The organism is Variovorax sp. TLI9-5A, from assembly GCF_056867935.1.
In genome coordinates this window covers 4,703,488-4,718,690 of the sequence record NZ_CP200310.1, presented here as the reverse complement: position 1 = coordinate 4,718,690, position 15,203 = coordinate 4,703,488, and the positions used below count along the sequence as shown (strand labels likewise).

18 protein-coding genes are annotated in these 15,203 nt (G+C 68.7%); 11 read left to right on the top strand and 7 right to left on the bottom strand.

Annotation, left to right across the window (positions count from 1 at the left end; all coding sequences use genetic code 11):
* Positions 1 to 34 precede the first annotated feature (34 nt).
* Entirely contained in the window at positions 35 to 943 is a 909-nt protein-coding gene (locus tag AC1VNX_RS22370; RefSeq protein WP_483159551.1) for a DUF808 domain-containing protein, read from the top strand.
* Between the two features lie 50 nt (positions 944 to 993).
* Here the strand turns inward: AC1VNX_RS22370 and AC1VNX_RS22365 are convergent, their stop codons facing one another.
* Entirely contained in the window at positions 994 to 1,206 is a 213-nt protein-coding gene (locus tag AC1VNX_RS22365) for a hypothetical protein (protein WP_483159549.1), read from the bottom strand.
* 33 nt (positions 1,207 to 1,239) lie between these two features.
* A complete protein-coding gene (locus AC1VNX_RS22360) occupies positions 1,240 to 2,436 on the bottom strand; it encodes a lactonase family protein (protein ID WP_483159546.1) in 1,197 nt (398 codons plus the stop codon).
* A 94-nt stretch (positions 2,437 to 2,530) separates the two neighbouring features.
* Here AC1VNX_RS22360 and AC1VNX_RS22355 point away from each other — a divergent pair, with 94 nt between their 5' ends.
* The 3 genes from AC1VNX_RS22355 to AC1VNX_RS22345 all read left to right on the top strand — a co-directional run bounded on the left by AC1VNX_RS22355 (position 2,531) and on the right by AC1VNX_RS22345 (position 4,129).
* Complete coding sequence (locus AC1VNX_RS22355; protein ID WP_483159544.1) at positions 2,531 to 2,803, top strand: DUF2164 domain-containing protein; 273 nt, start codon at positions 2,531 to 2,533, stop codon at positions 2,801 to 2,803.
* 75 nt (positions 2,804 to 2,878) lie between these two features.
* Positions 2,879 to 3,301, top strand: coding sequence for a hypothetical protein (locus AC1VNX_RS22350; RefSeq protein ID WP_483159542.1), 423 nt, complete (start codon positions 2,879 to 2,881; stop codon positions 3,299 to 3,301).
* A gap of 27 nt (positions 3,302 to 3,328) precedes the next feature.
* On the top strand, positions 3,329 to 4,129 hold the full coding sequence (locus AC1VNX_RS22345) for an enoyl-CoA hydratase/isomerase family protein (RefSeq protein WP_301508265.1): 801 nt from the start codon (positions 3,329 to 3,331) through the stop codon (positions 4,127 to 4,129).
* Positions 4,130 to 4,146: 17 nt separating this feature from the next.
* Here AC1VNX_RS22345 and AC1VNX_RS22340 read toward each other — a convergent pair whose 3' ends face one another.
* Both AC1VNX_RS22340 and AC1VNX_RS22335 read right to left on the bottom strand, forming a co-directional pair.
* On the bottom strand, positions 4,147 to 5,250 hold the full coding sequence (locus AC1VNX_RS22340) for a M14 family metallopeptidase (RefSeq protein WP_483159539.1): 1,104 nt from the start codon (positions 5,248 to 5,250) through the stop codon (positions 4,147 to 4,149).
* A 37-nt stretch (positions 5,251 to 5,287) separates the two neighbouring features.
* Positions 5,288 to 6,622: an MFS transporter gene (locus tag AC1VNX_RS22335; RefSeq protein ID WP_483159537.1), complete on the bottom strand. Its 1,335-nt coding sequence runs from the start codon at positions 6,620 to 6,622 to the stop codon at positions 5,288 to 5,290.
* A 134-nt stretch (positions 6,623 to 6,756) separates the two neighbouring features.
* Between AC1VNX_RS22335 and AC1VNX_RS22330 the strand changes: the two genes are divergently transcribed.
* Entirely contained in the window at positions 6,757 to 7,659 is a 903-nt protein-coding gene (locus AC1VNX_RS22330; protein ID WP_483159535.1) for a LysR family transcriptional regulator, read from the top strand.
* Here AC1VNX_RS22330 and AC1VNX_RS22325 read toward each other — a convergent pair.
* Positions 7,656 to 8,312 carry a glutathione S-transferase gene (locus AC1VNX_RS22325; protein WP_483159533.1) on the bottom strand — a complete coding sequence of 219 codons (657 nt, stop codon included), beginning with the start codon at positions 8,310 to 8,312 and terminating at the stop codon, positions 7,656 to 7,658. The two genes, AC1VNX_RS22330 and AC1VNX_RS22325, sit on opposite strands and share 4 nt — an antisense overlap.
* Before the next feature lie 71 nt (positions 8,313 to 8,383).
* Between AC1VNX_RS22325 and AC1VNX_RS22320 the strand changes: the two genes are divergently transcribed.
* Entirely contained in the window at positions 8,384 to 9,253 is an 870-nt protein-coding gene (locus AC1VNX_RS22320; protein WP_483159531.1) for a helix-turn-helix domain-containing protein, read from the top strand.
* Positions 9,254 to 9,310: 57 nt separating this feature from the next.
* A complete protein-coding gene (locus AC1VNX_RS22315; RefSeq protein ID WP_483159529.1) occupies positions 9,311 to 10,213 on the top strand; it encodes an SDR family NAD(P)-dependent oxidoreductase in 903 nt (300 codons plus the stop codon).
* A 3-nt stretch (positions 10,214 to 10,216) separates the two neighbouring features.
* Here the strand turns inward: AC1VNX_RS22315 and AC1VNX_RS22310 are convergent, their stop codons facing one another.
* The gene (locus AC1VNX_RS22310) at positions 10,217 to 10,810 is read right to left on the bottom strand and encodes a GNAT family N-acetyltransferase (RefSeq protein WP_483159527.1); all 594 of its coding nucleotides are present in this window, start codon (positions 10,808 to 10,810) and stop codon (positions 10,217 to 10,219) included.
* 101 nt (positions 10,811 to 10,911) lie between these two features.
* On the opposite strand from AC1VNX_RS22310, the gene zigA reads away from it, so the two are divergent.
* On the top strand, positions 10,912 to 12,105 hold the full coding sequence (gene zigA, locus AC1VNX_RS22305) for a zinc metallochaperone GTPase ZigA (protein ID WP_483159525.1): 1,194 nt from the start codon (positions 10,912 to 10,914) through the stop codon (positions 12,103 to 12,105).
* A 114-nt stretch (positions 12,106 to 12,219) separates the two neighbouring features.
* Here the strand turns inward: zigA and AC1VNX_RS22300 are convergent, their stop codons facing one another.
* Complete coding sequence (locus AC1VNX_RS22300) at positions 12,220 to 12,693, bottom strand: Fur family transcriptional regulator (RefSeq protein WP_483159523.1); 474 nt, start codon at positions 12,691 to 12,693, stop codon at positions 12,220 to 12,222.
* Between the two features lie 202 nt (positions 12,694 to 12,895).
* On the opposite strand from AC1VNX_RS22300, the gene AC1VNX_RS22295 reads away from it, so the two are divergent.
* From AC1VNX_RS22295 to AC1VNX_RS22285, 3 genes are all read left to right on the top strand, one after another.
* The gene (locus AC1VNX_RS22295; protein ID WP_483159521.1) at positions 12,896 to 13,906 is read left to right on the top strand and encodes a Bug family tripartite tricarboxylate transporter substrate binding protein; all 1,011 of its coding nucleotides are present in this window, start codon (positions 12,896 to 12,898) and stop codon (positions 13,904 to 13,906) included.
* Between the two features lie 153 nt (positions 13,907 to 14,059).
* Entirely contained in the window at positions 14,060 to 14,722 is a 663-nt protein-coding gene (locus AC1VNX_RS22290) for an alpha/beta hydrolase (protein ID WP_301508253.1), read from the top strand.
* Positions 14,723 to 14,755: 33 nt separating this feature from the next.
* Positions 14,756 to 15,073 carry a putative quinol monooxygenase gene (locus AC1VNX_RS22285; RefSeq protein WP_301508252.1) on the top strand — a complete coding sequence of 106 codons (318 nt, stop codon included), beginning with the start codon at positions 14,756 to 14,758 and terminating at the stop codon, positions 15,071 to 15,073.
* Positions 15,074 to 15,203: the final 130 nt, after the last annotated feature.

The window sequence follows — 15,203 nt, the reverse complement described above, 5'->3', positions numbered from 1 at the left end:
GCTCGCCGCTTCTTTTTCAGCCTGAATCCTGCCCATGGCCTCCAGCCTGCTCCTGCTGCTCGACGACATCGCGACCGTTCTCGACGACGTATCGGTCCTCACCAAAGTAGCCGCCAAGAAGACGGCTGGCGTCCTGGGCGACGACCTCGCGCTGAACGCGCAGCAGGTCACCGGCGTGAAGGCCGACCGCGAGATCCCGGTGGTGTGGGCCGTGTGCAAGGGCTCCTTCGTCAACAAGGCCATCCTCGTGCCGGCGGCGCTGGCCATCGGCACCTGGCTGCCCTGGCTGGTGACGCCGCTGCTGATGATCGGCGGCGCTTTTCTCTGCTTCGAGGGCGCCGAGAAGCTGGCGCACAAGTTCCTGCACAAGAACGAACACGACGCCGACACGCAGCGCCACGAGAAGGCCATGGCCGACGCCTCGGTCGACGTGGTCGCGATGGAGAAGGACAAGATCAAGGGGGCGGTGCGCACCGACTTCATCCTCTCGGCCGAGATCATCGCCATCACGCTGGGCACCGTGCAGGGCCAGCCCTTCACCACCCAGCTGAGCGTGCTGGTGGGCATCGCGCTCATCATGACCATCGGCGTCTATGGCCTGGTGGCCGGCATCGTGAAGCTCGACGACGCGGGCCTTTACCTGAGCCAGCGCGCGAGCTCGGGCGCACAGGCCCTGGGCCGGGGCATCCTGGCCGCGGCGCCGTGGCTCATGAAGGGGCTGTCGGTGGCCGGCACGGCCGCGATGTTCCTCGTGGGCGGCGGCATCCTGGTGCACGGGGTGCCGGCGCTGGGCCATGCGGTCGAGGACTGGGCCAAGGCCACGGGCGGCGTGTTCGGCACGCTGGGTTCGATGGGCGTGAATGCCGGCGTGGGCCTGGTGGCCGGCGCCATCGTGCTGGCCGTTGTGGAGCTGGTCGGCAAGATGCGCGGGAAGAAGGCCTGACCGGGCCCGCTCCTTCAGACGAAACCCGCCGCGAGGCGGGTTTTTTCTTCTTACTGGCGCTTCCTGCCGAGCTTCACCAGCTCGACCACGATCAGTGCGACGCCCAGCACCAATGCGAACCAGCCCACCAGATAGGCCCCAGCCACCATCTCGAACCAGCGCGTGCCCTGCAGGAAGCGCGGCCCCAGCAGGACGGCGGCGCCGATCACGAGGCAGAGGATGCCGCGTTCGAGCGTGCGGAGTTGTCGTTTGGGCTGAGCCATGGGTCTTCGTTCTTTCGGGGAAATGCGGATCTGTCAGTGCGTCATTTTCCCGCGCATCGCAGCCGGATGGCCCTGCAGTTGAAGCGACTTGCCCGTCGGGACCAGCGTATCCCCATCGAGCCGCAGGATCGTGATGTCCTGGTCGATGAAGTTGCCCACGTACAGGTACTTCCCATCGGCACTCCACACTGCGCCCTCGGGCAGCCCGCGCACCACGACCTCGTTGGCGCGCGTGACCTTCTTGCCGTCGATCTTCAGCAGCACCACCGAGCCGTTGCGGTTGTAGAAGTAGGCGTTCTTCGCCGCGTTGCTGCCACGCAGGATCACCGCCACCGCATGCTTGCCGGTGGGGCTCACGGCCAGTCCCTCGGGGCCGTCGCCGACCACCACCTTGTCGATCACGCGCGGCGGCGCGGCTTCCATGTCGATCACGCTGACCGTGTCGACCTGGCCGTCGGATGCGCCCGAGTTGCCGTTGTCGGCGGTCAGCGCCAGCTTGCCGTCTGGCGTCACGTCGACGTTGTAGGGCCACAGGCCCGCGGCGAGGTCGACCTTGCTGTAGCTGACCTTCTCGCCGTTCACCTCGAGCAGCGCGATCTTGTGGCTCGGAAACTTGGCCGCCAGCGCGCGCTTGCCGTCGGGCGTGAAGCGCACGTGCGCCACCGAGTCGCCCATGGCCACGGTGTCGACCAGCGTCACCTTCTTGCCCGAGATGCGCAGCACGCTCACCGAGTTGTCGGCGCGGTTGGCCACCAGCGCGAGGTCGCCCGTGCGGTTGATCGACAGGCCCGAGGGCTGCTTGCCCACCTGCAGCGTGTCGAGCAGCTTGGGTGGCGTGGTGGTCAGGTCGATCACGAAGAGCCGGTTGTCGGGCACCTGCTTGCGCGCGCCGTTCTCCTCGACTACGTTGAGCGAATTGGCGACCAGCGCAAGCGTCTCGCCGGGCGTGATCGCGAGGTTGGTCGGCGGGCCGGCGATGGTGTTGTCCAGCTGCAGCGTGCCGAGCACCTTGGGCGCCAGCGGATCGGTGCCGATGTCCAGCACCTGCACCGTGTCGCGGCCCATCGGCCCGAGGATCACCGCGCCGGCATCGTTCCACGACTGTTTTTCGTCGTTGGCGACCAGCATCAGCTGGCGTTGCGGCACGGTGGGGGTGAGGTTCGTGCAGCCCGAAACGAGCGCAAGGGCTGCGGCCGCGAGTGCCGTGACGGGGGCAAGGCGGAACTTCATGGTGTGTCTCCGGTGTGTGTTGTTGTGAGCGCGCATGGTAGCGAAGGGGGCGGCCGGCACAATCGGCCGATCGATCCAACCGCCGGAACAGCCCATGACCGTCGAGATACCGAAGGAAGCCCGCCAGCAGGCCATCACCTCCATCGAGCGCTACTTCCGCGAGAACATGGAGGAGCCCATCGGCAACGTCGCGGCGGGCGCGCTGCTCGGCTTCTTCCTCGAGGAGATCGGGCCGCTGGTCTACAACAGGGCGGTGGCCGAGGTGCAGGAGCGGCTGCAGGCGCGTATCTCCGAAATCGACCTGGAGGTGCACGAGGACGAGTTCCAGTACTGGCGCAAATTCGACAAGCAGAAGAAGGGCCGCTAGCAAAGTCGGACGGCGTAGCGCCCACGCATCGCGGCGGGTTCAGAAATGCTTCAAAACGTTGCAGAATTCGAGCCCATGCCCTTCAACCGCACCTCCCGACGCCGCGCAGCTTCCCCCGTTCTGCGCGCCCTTGCGGCCTTGCCCTTCGTGCTCGCCGCTTCCTTCGCCACCGCACAGCAGGACCCTTCGGGCTTTCCGCTCGACTCGGTCGGCTACCTGAACGAGGAGCTGCCCCGCATGGAGGCGGCCATCGCCGCCAAGGACCGCAGCTTCTTCCACGGCGCGATGGTCCGCACGGTGCAGTTCTCGGAGCGCTGGGGTTTCAAGAGCAAGGCCAATCCCGAACTGGCCGCGTACCCGATGTGCACGGCGGCGGTGATGGACTACGCTGTGGTCGGCATGTGCCGGCTCGCGCCGTCCGACGAGTGCGAGCCGGGGCTGGCCTCGCGCTTCGACGCGAACGTGCAGCGCTGCCGCGAGCTGGCGGCAAGGAAATAGCCAAAAAAGACGAAAGAGACACCCGCCATGGACTACGCCGCCCGCTACAAGACCCTCGCCATCGAGCGCCGCGGAGCGAACGGCGCGGTGCTCGACATCCGGATGCTGGCGGCCAACGGCAAGCTGCCCACGGCGGGCCATGACGGGCATCGCGAGCTCGCGGAGATCTGGCGCGACGTATCGGCCGACGACAGCGTGCGCTGCGCGGTGCTGCGAGGCGAAGGGCAGGGCTTCTCGGGCGGAGGCGACCTAGCCATGGTGCAGGACATGACCACCGACGACGCGGTGCGCCAGCGTGTGTGGCGCGAGGCGCGCGACCTCGTCTACAACATCATCAACTGCGACAAGCCCATCGTGAGCGCCATGCACGGTCCGGCGGTGGGCGCGGGCCTGGTGGCCGGACTGCTGGCCGACATCTCCATCGCCACGAAGAACGCGAAGATCGTCGACGGCCACACCCGCCTGGGCGTGGCGGCCGGCGACCACGCGGCCATCGTCTGGCCGCTCCTGTGTGGCATGGCCAAGGCCAAGTACCACCTGCTGCTGTGCGAGCCGGTGAGCGGCGAGGAGGCCGAACGCATCGGCCTCGTGTCGCTCGCGGTGGAAGAGGCCGAGCTGCTGCCGCGCGCCTACGAGGTGGCCGACCGGCTCGCGGCCGGCAGCCAGAGCGCGATCCGCTTCACCAAGTACGCGCTGAACAACTGGCTGCGGCAGGCCGGGCCGACATTCGACGCTTCGCTGGCGCTCGAATTCATGGGCTTCGCGGGAGCCGATGTGCGCGAGGGCGTCGCTTCGTTGCGCGAGAAGCGCGCGCCCAACTTCGGCTGAAGAAAGACCGGCCGGCCTCAGGCCTTGCGCAACCCCTGCAGCGTCTGCAGCAGCACCACCCGCGTCTGCCCGAGGATCATCCCCTTCCACTCGTCGTTGTCGCAATAGAAGCCGTCGCGCAACCGCTTGCGGATCTCGCGCTTCTGCGCTTCCGGCGCTTCGGGGTGGCGGCGCAGCCAGGTGTCGGCGCGCAGGCGGTCGAGCACTTCCAGGTCGGGCAGGGTGCCGAATTCGAGGCCCATGGGCGCGATCTTCGCGTTGGGGCATTCGTCGTACGCGGTGGAGATCACCGGGCCCGACACGTCGGCCGAGGCCGAGTCGCCGGCGAAGGGCGCGAACACGTCGGCGCCCCACCATTCGTGGGCCCGCGCCAGGTCTTCGGGCGTGTTGCGGCCGGGGTAGATCTTCTCGCCGTGGCCGTAGGGGCCCAGGCCGGTGTGCACGTCGATCCAGCCCAGGTGCGTGGCCGAGGCGGCGTACTTGCGCAGGATCTTGCGGATGGTCTTGTTGCTCCACGAAGGCGCGGTGCCGCCGTAGAACAGGCCGTCGGGCGAGGTGTACTGGCCGCGCGTCACGGCGGCGCGGAAGGCGCGCATGCCGTGCTTCGCCACGTAGGCGGCCACGGCTGCCTCGTCGGCGGGCGTCGGTGGCCAGGTGGCGGGCAGCACAAGCGGCTCGACGTCGGCGTACTCGGCATTCACCGGCAGCGGCGCGCTGAAGTCGATGTGGTTGCGGTTCAGGTCGATGTTGTCTTCGTTCGTGCGGTGCAGGTGCGAAAAGCCGTGCGGGTTGACCGCGTGCACCAGCAGCAGCGAGACGCCGGCCTGCTCCAGCCGCGAGAGCAGGTCCGCGTCGTTGAGCGTGGCGATCTGCGTGCCCGAGCCGCAGAAGCCTTCGGGGCCGTGCGTGCCCGAGCTCACGAGCAGCACTTTCTTCGCGTCGATGGCGCCGACCAGCGCGACGTCGGTGGCCAGCTCTTCGCCGAGCGCGCCCCTGTGCGCCTCCATCACGAAGGACTCGACGATGGCGCCGCGCTGCGCCGCGGCTTCGAGGAACTTGGCGCGTGCCTCGACGTACGTGCCGGAAAAGAACCGCGTGGCGGCAGTGGATTGTGCTTGCATGAGGTGGGGACTCCTGTGCGTGGAATGGTGAAGGCCGTCAGGCGGTTGCGTGGGCACCGGCGGCGTCGATGTCGCGGCCCGTATGGTCGCGCAGCCAGAGCAGGCCCAGCAGCGAGACCACCGTCATCGCCACAAGGTACCAGGCCGGCGCGAGCTTGCTGCCCGTGGCGTTGAGCAGCCAGGTGCTGATGAAGGGCGCGAAGCCGCCGAAGAGCGCCACGCCCACGCTGTACACCAGCGACATGCCGCTGGCGCGCACCGCCTTCGGGAACATCTCGGGCAGCATCGTGATGCCCGGCACCGTCTGCACCACCAGCCCGAAGCTGAACACGCCGAGCACCACGAACAGCACCGTGGGCGTGGGCGAGGCGTTGAGCCACAGGAAGCCGGGGTAGATCAGCAGGGCGAGCGCCACGCGGCTCCAGACGATCAGCGTCTTGCGGCCCACCACGTCCGACAGCTTGCCGACGAAGGGCGCGAAGGCGAAGGAGATCAGGCCGGTGAGCGCCGCGCCGAAGAGCGCCACCGAGGGCGTGAAGCCCAGCTCGCGCACGGCGTACGTCGGCATGTAGAAGGTCACGACATACGCGGCCGTGGTGCCGCCGACCAGCGAAAGAATGGCTGCCAGCACCGTTTTGCCGTGCTGCGTGCAGACGATCTTCAGGCTGCTTTCGCGCGGCGCGGAGGCCTCCTGCGGCGAGATGTGCAGCGACTCCTCCAGATGGCGGCGGATGTACATGCCCACCGGCGCGATCAGCATGCCGATGATGAAGGGAATGCGCCAGCCCCAGCTCTGCATCGATTCGGTCGACAGCGTGAAGGTCAGCAGGCCCACCACGACGGCGCCGAGCATCACGCCCAGGCCCTGGCTCGCGAACTGCCAGCTCGCCATGTAGCCGCGGTTGGCCGGCGTGGCGTGCTCCACCAGCAGCGTGGTCGATGCGCCCACTTCGCCGCCCGCCGAGAAGCCCTGGATGAGCCGCGCCAGCACGATGACGATGGGCGCCGCCACGCCGATGGACGCATAGGTGGGCGTGAAGGCGATCATGGCGCAGCCCAGCGCCATCAGGAAGATGGTGAGCGTCATGGCCTTCTTGCGGCCCGCGCGGTCGGCATACGCGCCGATCACGATGCCGCCCAGCGGCCGCATGATGAAGCCCACGCCGAAGCTGGCCACCGTCAGCAGCAGCTGGCCGTAGGAACTGAAGGTCGGGAAGAACAGTTTGCCGATCACGAGCGCCAGGAAGCCGTAGACGGTGAAGTCGAAGAACTCCAGCCCGTTGCCGATGGTGGTGGCCACGATGGTCTGGCGCCTGCGTGCGGGGCGAGCGAGGGACGAGGACGGCGCGGGCTGCTTGCTTGGGTTGCTCATGGCTCTCCAGTGTTGGCTTTGCTTTTCGAGGATGTCGGTCGAAGGTATCTACGCACTGACCGCGCCGGATGCTAGAGACTCGCTGCTGTCATGAAAAGACAATAATTGGGCGTCAAAGATAACTTTTGGTTGTCATGAAACCCAATCAGTTGCACGCCTTCGTGGCGGTGGTCGAGCAGATGAGCATTCGCGCCGCAGCCCGCGTGCTGGGCATTTCCCAGCCGGCCGTGACGAAGATCGTGCGCGAGCTGGAGCGCGAGGTCGGCGCGCCGCTGGTGGAGCGCAGCGTCAAGGGCGTGCAGCTCACCGAGTTCGGCAAGGCCTTCGCGCCGCGCGCACGGCTGCTGCTGGCCGACATGCAGCGCGCCCGCGACGAGATCGCGCAGATCCGCGACGGGCTCACCGGCAAGGTCGCGCTGGCCGTCAGCACCTCCTTCGCGCTCACGGTGCTGCCGGCGGCGTTCAAGGACTTCCACGCGCGGCTGCCTGCCGTCGACGTGCAGTTCAGCGAAACCGTGCTGCCCTGGATGCTGGCGCGCCTGCGCGAAGGCTCGCTCGACTTCGCGGTGGCGCACGTGGTGCCGGGCCGGCTCGATCCGCAGTTCGAGGCGATGGAGCTCTTTCCGGTGAAGCTGGTGGTGGGCCTGCGAGAGCGCCACCCGCTGCGCGCGAGCCGCTCGATCCGCGACCTCTACAAGGCCGAGTGGATCCTGCCGGGCGACGACCACTTCAGCGGCCGCGAGGCCGTGTCGCCGCTGCTGCCGCTGGGGCTGCCGCCGCCGGCGCGGGTGATCCAGGGGCAGTCGGTCACGGTCGCGCTGGCGCTGGTGGGGCAGATGGACCTGGTCGGCCTGTTCGTCGAACCGCTGGCCACGCTGACCTTCAAGCGCCACGGCATCCGCCGCGTGGAGATCGAGGAAGAGCTGCCGATGCTCGGCGTGAGCGTCATCAAGCGGCGAGGGCAGTTGCTGACGCCGGCCGCGCAGCACTTCGTCGAATGCATCCAGCGGGCCTCGGCGGCAGCAGTGGCTGCCTAGCGCGCAGGAGGGTAGTCCACGCCGGCCTCGCCCGGCTTCCATGGCTCGTACTTGTGCATGGCGCGCTCGAAGAGCTCAGAGGCGGTCCAGTTCCGGAGCCAGTCTTGCAGATGCGGCCAGGGCTGTGCGTCGAACCATGCCGTGTCGACCATGGCGAACTGGCGCACGAAGGGCATGAGGGCGGCGTCGGCCAGCGTCGCGTGGTTGCCGGCCAGTTGCGGCGAGGCCGACAGCCGGGTCTCCAGATCGCGCAGGAAGGCAGCGCCACGTTCGCGCGCGGGTTCGCCGCCGTCCGAATGCCGGTCGGGGTACTTGTAGCGGTCGAGCTGGGGCTTGAAGCCGTCGTCGCAGGCGGCGACCAGCCCGAGCATGTCCTGCAGCGTGCCCGTCGAGGGCTGGAGCCAGCCCTGCGGATCGCTGCGGCGCAGCGCCCACAGCATCACGTCGATGCTCTGTTCCAGCACCGTACCGTCTTCCGCGACCAGCACCGGCACCGTGCCCTTGGGCGAGGCCGCGAGCATGTCGGCCGGCTTGTTCTTCAGCGCCACCTCGCGCAGCTCGCACTGCTGGCCACTGGCGACCAGCGCCAGGCGGGCGCGCATCGCGTAAGGGCAGCGGCGGAACGAGTAGAGAACAGGCAGGGCGGAAGGCATTCGATTCGGACAGGCGAAGCAGCCGATTTTCGGACATGCCACGGCCGGTTTTTTCCAGACAATCGGGACCCATGGGCGAACGCCTCTTCCTCCGGCTCGACGACGACCCGCTGCACGGGCCGGAATCGGGCGTGCCCGCCGGCACGCTGAGCGCGTTCGCGGTCGATGCCGCGCTGCGCGGGCATGTCTCCCACATCATGCTGTACCGCGAGAGCTTCGCCGACGGCCACGAGATGCGCGAACGGGTGCTGCCCGATGGCGCCGTGCGGCTGGTCTTCAACTTCGGCGATGCGCCCTTCGTCGGCGACGAGCAAGGGCAGGCGCTGGAAGCCATCGGCGCATCGACCGCGCCGGTCGTGGTGCGCATGCGGCGCAAGGTGGAGGGGCTGTCCGTCACCTTGCGCCCCGGTGCCGCAGCCGCGCTGCAGGGTCTGCCGGCCGGCGAGATCGGCGGCACTGCGGTGCACCTCGATGCGCTGTGGCGCGGCGAAGGCGTGGAGCTGCTCGAGCGAATGACCGAAGCGCCGGACGACGCGGCGCGGGTGGCGATGCTGCAGGCCGTGCTGCAGCGCAGGCTTCGCGACAGCGACAACGCCGGCAACACCATCGCGATGCATGCCGCGAGGCTCATCGCCGGATCGGACGGGCGGCGCCCGCTGCGCGAGGTGGCGGCCGCCGTCGGCGTCGGCGAACGGCGGCTGCAGCAGCTCTTCCATGTCCACGTCGGGCTTTCACCGCGCGCCTGGAGCCGGCTCGCGCGCATGCACGGCTGCCTGCGCGCGCTGCGGCTGCAACCTTCGCCGGCCTGGGCCGAGGTGGCGCTGGAGGGCGGCTTCTACGACCAGTCGCATCTGGTCAACGAGTTCCGCGCGCTGTGCGGCGTCACGCCCACCGAATTCCTCGACCGGGCGGTTTCGGTTTCTTCCAAGACGCCGGGCTGAACGCTGGCTATCTTCCCGGCTCCCTCAGGCAAAGAACGGATCGAAGGAGCCATCAGGATGAACAACGAGGAAAACAGGACCGCCCATCCGCTGAAGGGTTGCGTGGCGGTCGTGACCGGCGCGAGCCGTGGCGCGGGGCGCGGCATTGCGGTGGAACTGGGCGCGGCCGGCGCCACCGTGTACGTCACCGGCCGCAGCACGCGCGCGCAGCCTGCCGCCACCTACGGCCAGCTGATGGCCTTGTCGGACCTGGCCGCATTGCCGGGCAGCATCGACGACACCGCCGACGAGGTCACGCGCCTGGGCGGGCGCGGCATCGCGGTGCGCTGCGACCACACCAGCGAGCAAGACGTGGCCGCGCTCTTCGCCCGCGTGGAGCGCGACGCCGGCCGCATCGACCTGCTGGTGAACAACGCATGGGGCGGCCACGAGACCTTCACCGGCGTGTTCGAGGCGCCGTTCTGGGAGCATCCGCTGTCGAACTGGGACTCGATGTTCGACCGCGGCGTGCGCAACCACCTGCTGGCCAGCCGCTGTGTCGCGCCGCTGATGGTGCGGCAGAAGAAGGGGCTGGTCGCCACCACCACCTTCTGGGACCGAGGCCACTATCTGCGCGGCAATCTCTTCTACGACCTCGCCAAGGCATCGATGACGCGGCTGGCCTTCGGCATGGCGCAGGAGCTGAAGCCGCACGGCGTCGCCTCGGTGGCGGTGTCGCCCGGCTGGATGCGCACCGAGTTCGTACTGGCCGGTCACAAGACCGACGAGGCGCACTGGCAGGAACGTCCCGAGCTTGCGCGTACCGAGTCGCCGCGCTACCTCGGGCGGGCGATAGCGGCGCTCGCTGCCGATGCGCGCGTGATGGACAAGAGCGGCGAGGTGCTGCGCGTGGCCGACCTCGCGCGCGAATACGGCTTCACCGACATCGACGGCCGTCAGGTCGCGGCCTTCGAGATGTAGCCGTTACCGGGCGTCGAGACCCCACACGTCGATGCGGAAGCGCAGCTCCGGCGTGCCGCCGAGCCCGGGCAGCTTGACGAACTCCTCCACCAGCACGCCGCCGTTGGCGCGGATCACCTGTTGCGAGGCGATGTTGCCCGGGTCGGTAGTGATCTCCACGTGGTCGAGGCCTCTGGCGCGCGCCTCGGGCAGCAGGGCTCGCAGTGCGGCCTTGGCGTAGCCCCGGCCACCTTTCCACGGCACCACGCCATAGCCGATGTGGCCGAGGCAGTAGACGGGCAGGTCGTTGGTGCCGGGCTGCCAGCGCAGCTGGATGCTGCCGCAGAACTCGCCGTCCCACATCCAGCGTCGGTAGCCCGGCAGGCGCGGCACAGTGCCGCCGTCGGGCAGCGCGACGGGCGGGCCCTTGGCCTCCGGGTCGACGAGGCCGGCGAGAAAGCGCGCGGGGTCGATGCGGATCTGCGCCAGTTCTTCCTGCCCGGCTTCGGGGCGGAGGTTGTTGGGCGACCAGCCGCGCTCCAGTGCCGCGATGTAGCTGGGGAGATGCTCCCGAGAGGGCCAGACGAGTTGCAGGGGCAGGGCGGAAAAGTCGGTCATGGCGCCGATGGTAGGCGAAGGCTCCGGTACGGCATAAAACGCAACGCAGTTGCATTGGATTCATATAATGCAATCCTGTTGCATATATGGAGCCAACTCCCATGGCCGACCGCCTCCCCGTTACCGTGCTCTCCGGCTTCCTCGGCGCCGGCAAGACCACGCTGCTGAACCACATCCTCCACAACCGCGAAGGCCGGCGCGTCGCCGTCATCGTCAACGACATGAGCGAGGTCAACATCGACGCGGCCCTGGTGCGCGACGGCGGGGCCGAGCTCTCGCGCACCGACGAGAAGCTGGTGGAGATGAGCAACGGCTGCATCTGCTGCACCCTGCGCGAGGACCTGCTGGTGGAGGTGCGGCGCCTGGCGAAGGAAAAGCGCTTCGACCAGCTGGTGATCGAGTCCACCGGGATCTCCGAGCCCCTGCCGGTGGCGGAGACCTTCACCTTCGCCGGCGAGGACGGCAAGAGCCTGTCGGACGTGGCGCGGCTCGACACCATGGTGACGGTGGTCGACGCCTTCAATTTCCTGCGCGACTACGGCTCGCCCGACAGCCTGGGCCAGCGCGGGCAGTCGCTGGGCGACGAGGACACGCGCACGGTGGTCGACCTGCTGATCGAGCAGATCGAGTTCTGCGACGTGCTGGTGGTCAACAAGACCGACCTCGTCACGCCCGGGGAGCGCGAGCGGCTGATGGCGATATTGCGCAGCCTGAACCCGCGTGCGCGCATCGAAGTGTCGGCGTTCGGCCGCGTGGCGCTCGACCGCGTGCTCGACACCGGCCTCTTCGACTTCGAGCAGGCCGAGCGGGCGCCCGGCTGGCTGGCCGAGCTGCGCGGCGAGCATGTGCCCGAGAGCGAGGAATACGGCATCCGCAGCTTCGTCTACCGCTCGCGGCTGCCGTTCCACCCGATGCGCTTCTGGAAGCTGGTGCAGAGCGAATGGGAGGGCGTGGTGCGCTCCAAGGGCTTCTTCTGGCTTGCCAGCCGTGCGACGCGCGCGGGCTCGTGGTCGCAGGCCGGCGGCGCCTGCCGCTACGGCGCGGCGGGCTTCTGGTGGGCGGCGGTGCCGCGCGAGCACTGGCCGACCGATCCCGATGCGCTGGAACTCATCCACAAGAACTGGGACCCGGCCACCGGCGACGCCCGCCAGGAGCTGGTGCTGATCGGCATCGGCATGGACGAAGACGCGCTGCGCGCCCGGCTCGACGCCTGCCTGCTCACGGAAAACGAGATGCGCTTTGGCGCCTCGTGGTGGCAGAACTTCCCGGACCCATTTCCCTCTTGGAACCAGTGAACTGATGTCTGCGCGGGAAATGCCGCGGAACCGGCTTTGCCGGGCCGCAGGCATTGCCCCCTGCAAGGGGGTTGGCGAAGCGACACGAAGTGCGCGCAGCCTGGGGGTTTGCCTTTATCTTGCGCAGTCGCCGCAGGTACCGTGAAGGGTGAGGGCGGTGTGGCGGGTGTCGATGCCCTGCTTGCGCAGCACCCGCCCCAGCCGGCCCATCACCTTCGGCAGCTCCGGGTCGGAGGGCAGCGCCAGCACCTTGTGGCACTGGTCGCATTCGAAGGTGTTGCCCGACTCGGCTTCCACGTGGCGCGAGAAGAGGTTGACGCGGTCCGTGCCCACGCGGCGGTCGCACAGGCCGGCCTCGACCAGGCGGTCGAGCACGCGGTAGACCGTGACCCGGTCGGGCGCCTCGCCGGTGGCGGCGGTGTAGGCGGCGGCCACTTCCTCGTGCGTCAGGGGTTGCGAGCTGTGCTCGATGAGTTCGAGCACGGTCTGGGCGGCGCGCGTCACGCGCAGGCCGCTGTCGCGCAGCAGCGTTTCGCTGTCGAACGGGGCGGCGCGCGGGGGCTTCGGGTGCGAGGTCGGGGTCTTCATGCGGTCTTCTTGCGAAACGCCATTGTGTTGCATCCCGGGGCGGCGAGGGTAGGAGCGGCGGAAATGACCTGCCTGGCTGTGTTCCGCCCGGACCGGGCATATATGCCGGAACGCACCTAAGCATCTGACGAATGGGTCGTTCGCTTGCGCGCCGCCGCGCGACAGAATCGCGCCCTTTGCCTTTTGCGATCGGAAGTCCGCCATGCGTGCCCTCTTGCGTGCCCATTCGTTGCTGTCGAAGCTGCTCAGGCCGGCCGTGCTGCTGGGAGCCTGTGCTTCCCTGACGGTGATGGCGCAGGCGCAACCGGCGGGCGCGGCCTATCCGTCGAAGCCCGTGCACATCACCGTGGCGAACACGCCCGGCAGTTCGCCCGACGTGCTGGCGCGCTACCTGGGGCAGCGCCTTTCGGAGCAGTGGAAGCAGCCGGTGGTCGTCGACAACCGCGCGGGCGCGGCGGGCATCCTGGCGGCCGACGGGCTGGCCAAGGCGCAACCGGACGGCTATTCGCTGCTGGTGGGCGCCGACGGGCCCATCACCATCCTCCCCAACATCCAGGCCGGCCTACCTTACGACGCGCGGCGCGACCTCGTGCCGGTGGTGTCGCTGGGGCAGATCGACTTCGTGCTGGTCGCCAACCCGAAGACGGGCTTTCGCACGGTGGCCGACTTCGTGCGCGCGGCCAAGGCCCGGCCGGGGCACATCAACTACGCCTCCGCCGGCAACGGCAGCCCGCAGCAGCTGAGCATGGAGCTGCTCAAGCAGAAGGCGGGCATCTACGTCACGCACATCCCTTACCGTGGCGGCCCGTTGGGCATGCAGGACGTGATCGCGGGGCAGGTCGACGTGATGTTCATCGCGGTCGGGCCCGCGCTGCAGCACATCCGCAGCGGTCGGCTGATGGCGCTGGGCACCAGCGGCGAGAAGCGCCATGCGCTGCTGCCCGAAGTGCCGACGGTGGCAGAGAGCTACAAGGGCTATCGCTCCGGCACGTGGTTCGGCCTCTTTGCGCCGGCGCGCACGCCGCAGCCGGTGCTCGACGCCATCGCCTCGGAGGCCGGGCGCATCGTGCAGGCCCCGGCCGCGCGCGCCGAACTGGCTGCGCAGGGCATCGAGGCCACGGGGTTTCCGCAGCGCCAGTTCCAGACGCAGGTGTCGGCCGAATACGAGCGCTATGCGCAGATCGTGAAGGCCGTGGGCATCAAGGCCGAATAGCAGAAATCGTCCAAGTTCCGCCCCGGGAAGTAACGGCGGGGCTTTACATCGAAACCTTGTGCAAGTCGGTCTACCGGCCGTTTCCGCGGCTCGGGCGGCGCCGGGATGCGCTAAGGTCCGGGCATCCGCGTTCCTGAATACCTTCGCCCGACCATGTCCCGTCCCCCCATCGAGATCGAAACCGCCCCCAACCCCACCGCCACGGTGGTCCTGATGCACGGCCTCGGTGCCGACGGCAACGACTTCGTGCCCATTGCCGGCGAACTCGACCTCTCGGCCGTGGGGCCGGTGCGCTTCGTGTTCCCCAATGCGCCCGTCATGCCCGTGACCATCAACGGCGGCTACCAGATGCCGGCCTGGTACGACATCGCCCAGCCCGACCTGACGTCGGGAGAGGACGAAGCGGGCCTGCGCCGCTCGCAGGCGACCATCGAGGCCATCATCGCCAGCGAGAAGGCCCGTGGCATCGCTGCGGATCGCATCGTGGTGGCCGGCTTCTCCCAAGGCTGCGCGATGGCGCTGATGACCGGCCTGCGCCACACCGAACGGCTCGCCGGCATCGTCGGCCTCTCGGGCTACCTGCCGATCGCGGCCACCACCGCGGCCGAGCGCCACGCGGCCAACCACGAGACACCGGTGTTCCTCGCCCACGGCCGGCAGGACCCGGTGGTGCCCTACGCGGCGGCCGTGCGCACGCGCGAGGCGCTCTCCGCGCTGGGCTACGCCGTCGAATGGCACGAATACGCCATGGCGCACTCGGTGTGCATGGAAGAAGTCGCCGACCTGAACCGCTTCCTGCTGCGGGTGCTCGGCTGAACCTGATCAACGCTCGCACGAAGGAGCCGCAAAATGATCCTCGTCATCGGCCACGCATTGGCCAAGCCCGACACCCTGCAGGCCATGCTCGCCATCAGCACCGAGCACGTGCTGCGCTCGCGCGCCGAGCCCGGCTGCATCTCGCATGAAGTCACGACCGACGTGCAGGAGCCACTGCGCCTGACCTTCGTGGAGCGCTGGAGCGACATGGACGCGCTGCAGGCCCACTTCCGCGTGGACGCATCGCGCGCCTTCGCCAAGGCGCTCTCGGCCATGGCGGAGGGCACGCCGGAGATCCATGTCTACCGGTCGGAAGAGATCGACCTGTCGGCGGGCCGTTCCAAGGCCTGAGTCGCGCCCGGAACGCTGGCAGCTATCAAAAACATAGCGCACAACAGGGTAGCCAGCCCCGGGATTCCCTGCACAAGCAGTGCCCGCTTGCCCGTGCTACCTTCCAGCCCCTCAGAAGATTGATGGGTCA

What these genes read in the sequence shown, in the direction of transcription:
- AC1VNX_RS22295 (WP_483159521.1), top strand. Translation starts at nt 12,896, where the DNA reads ATGCGTGCCCTCTTGCGTGCCCATTCGTTGCTGTCGAAGCTGCTCAGG.
- AC1VNX_RS22315 (WP_483159529.1), top strand. Translation starts at nt 9,311, where the DNA reads ATGAACAACGAGGAAAACAGGACCGCCCATCCGCTGAAGGGTTGCGTG.
- AC1VNX_RS22345 (WP_301508265.1), top strand. Translation starts at nt 3,329, where the DNA reads ATGGACTACGCCGCCCGCTACAAGACCCTCGCCATCGAGCGCCGCGGA.
- AC1VNX_RS22365 (WP_483159549.1), bottom strand. Translation starts at nt 1,206, where the DNA reads ATGGCTCAGCCCAAACGACAACTCCGCACGCTCGAACGCGGCATCCTC.
- AC1VNX_RS22290 (WP_301508253.1), top strand. Translation starts at nt 14,060, where the DNA reads ATGTCCCGTCCCCCCATCGAGATCGAAACCGCCCCCAACCCCACCGCC.
- AC1VNX_RS22325 (WP_483159533.1), bottom strand. Translation starts at nt 8,312, where the DNA reads ATGCCTTCCGCCCTGCCTGTTCTCTACTCGTTCCGCCGCTGCCCTTAC.
- zigA (WP_483159525.1), top strand. Translation starts at nt 10,912, where the DNA reads ATGGCCGACCGCCTCCCCGTTACCGTGCTCTCCGGCTTCCTCGGCGCC.
- AC1VNX_RS22360 (WP_483159546.1), bottom strand. Translation starts at nt 2,436, where the DNA reads ATGAAGTTCCGCCTTGCCCCCGTCACGGCACTCGCGGCCGCAGCCCTT.
- AC1VNX_RS22320 (WP_483159531.1), top strand. Translation starts at nt 8,384, where the DNA reads ATGGGCGAACGCCTCTTCCTCCGGCTCGACGACGACCCGCTGCACGGG.
- AC1VNX_RS22285 (WP_301508252.1), top strand. Translation starts at nt 14,756, where the DNA reads ATGATCCTCGTCATCGGCCACGCATTGGCCAAGCCCGACACCCTGCAG.
- AC1VNX_RS22310 (WP_483159527.1), bottom strand. Translation starts at nt 10,810, where the DNA reads ATGACCGACTTTTCCGCCCTGCCCCTGCAACTCGTCTGGCCCTCTCGG.
- AC1VNX_RS22300 (WP_483159523.1), bottom strand. Translation starts at nt 12,693, where the DNA reads ATGAAGACCCCGACCTCGCACCCGAAGCCCCCGCGCGCCGCCCCGTTC.
- AC1VNX_RS22370 (WP_483159551.1), top strand. Translation starts at nt 35, where the DNA reads ATGGCCTCCAGCCTGCTCCTGCTGCTCGACGACATCGCGACCGTTCTC.
- AC1VNX_RS22350 (WP_483159542.1), top strand. Translation starts at nt 2,879, where the DNA reads ATGCCCTTCAACCGCACCTCCCGACGCCGCGCAGCTTCCCCCGTTCTG.
- AC1VNX_RS22335 (WP_483159537.1), bottom strand. Translation starts at nt 6,622, where the DNA reads ATGAGCAACCCAAGCAAGCAGCCCGCGCCGTCCTCGTCCCTCGCTCGC.
- AC1VNX_RS22355 (WP_483159544.1), top strand. Translation starts at nt 2,531, where the DNA reads ATGACCGTCGAGATACCGAAGGAAGCCCGCCAGCAGGCCATCACCTCC.
- AC1VNX_RS22330 (WP_483159535.1), top strand. Translation starts at nt 6,757, where the DNA reads ATGAAACCCAATCAGTTGCACGCCTTCGTGGCGGTGGTCGAGCAGATG.
- AC1VNX_RS22340 (WP_483159539.1), bottom strand. Translation starts at nt 5,250, where the DNA reads ATGCAAGCACAATCCACTGCCGCCACGCGGTTCTTTTCCGGCACGTAC.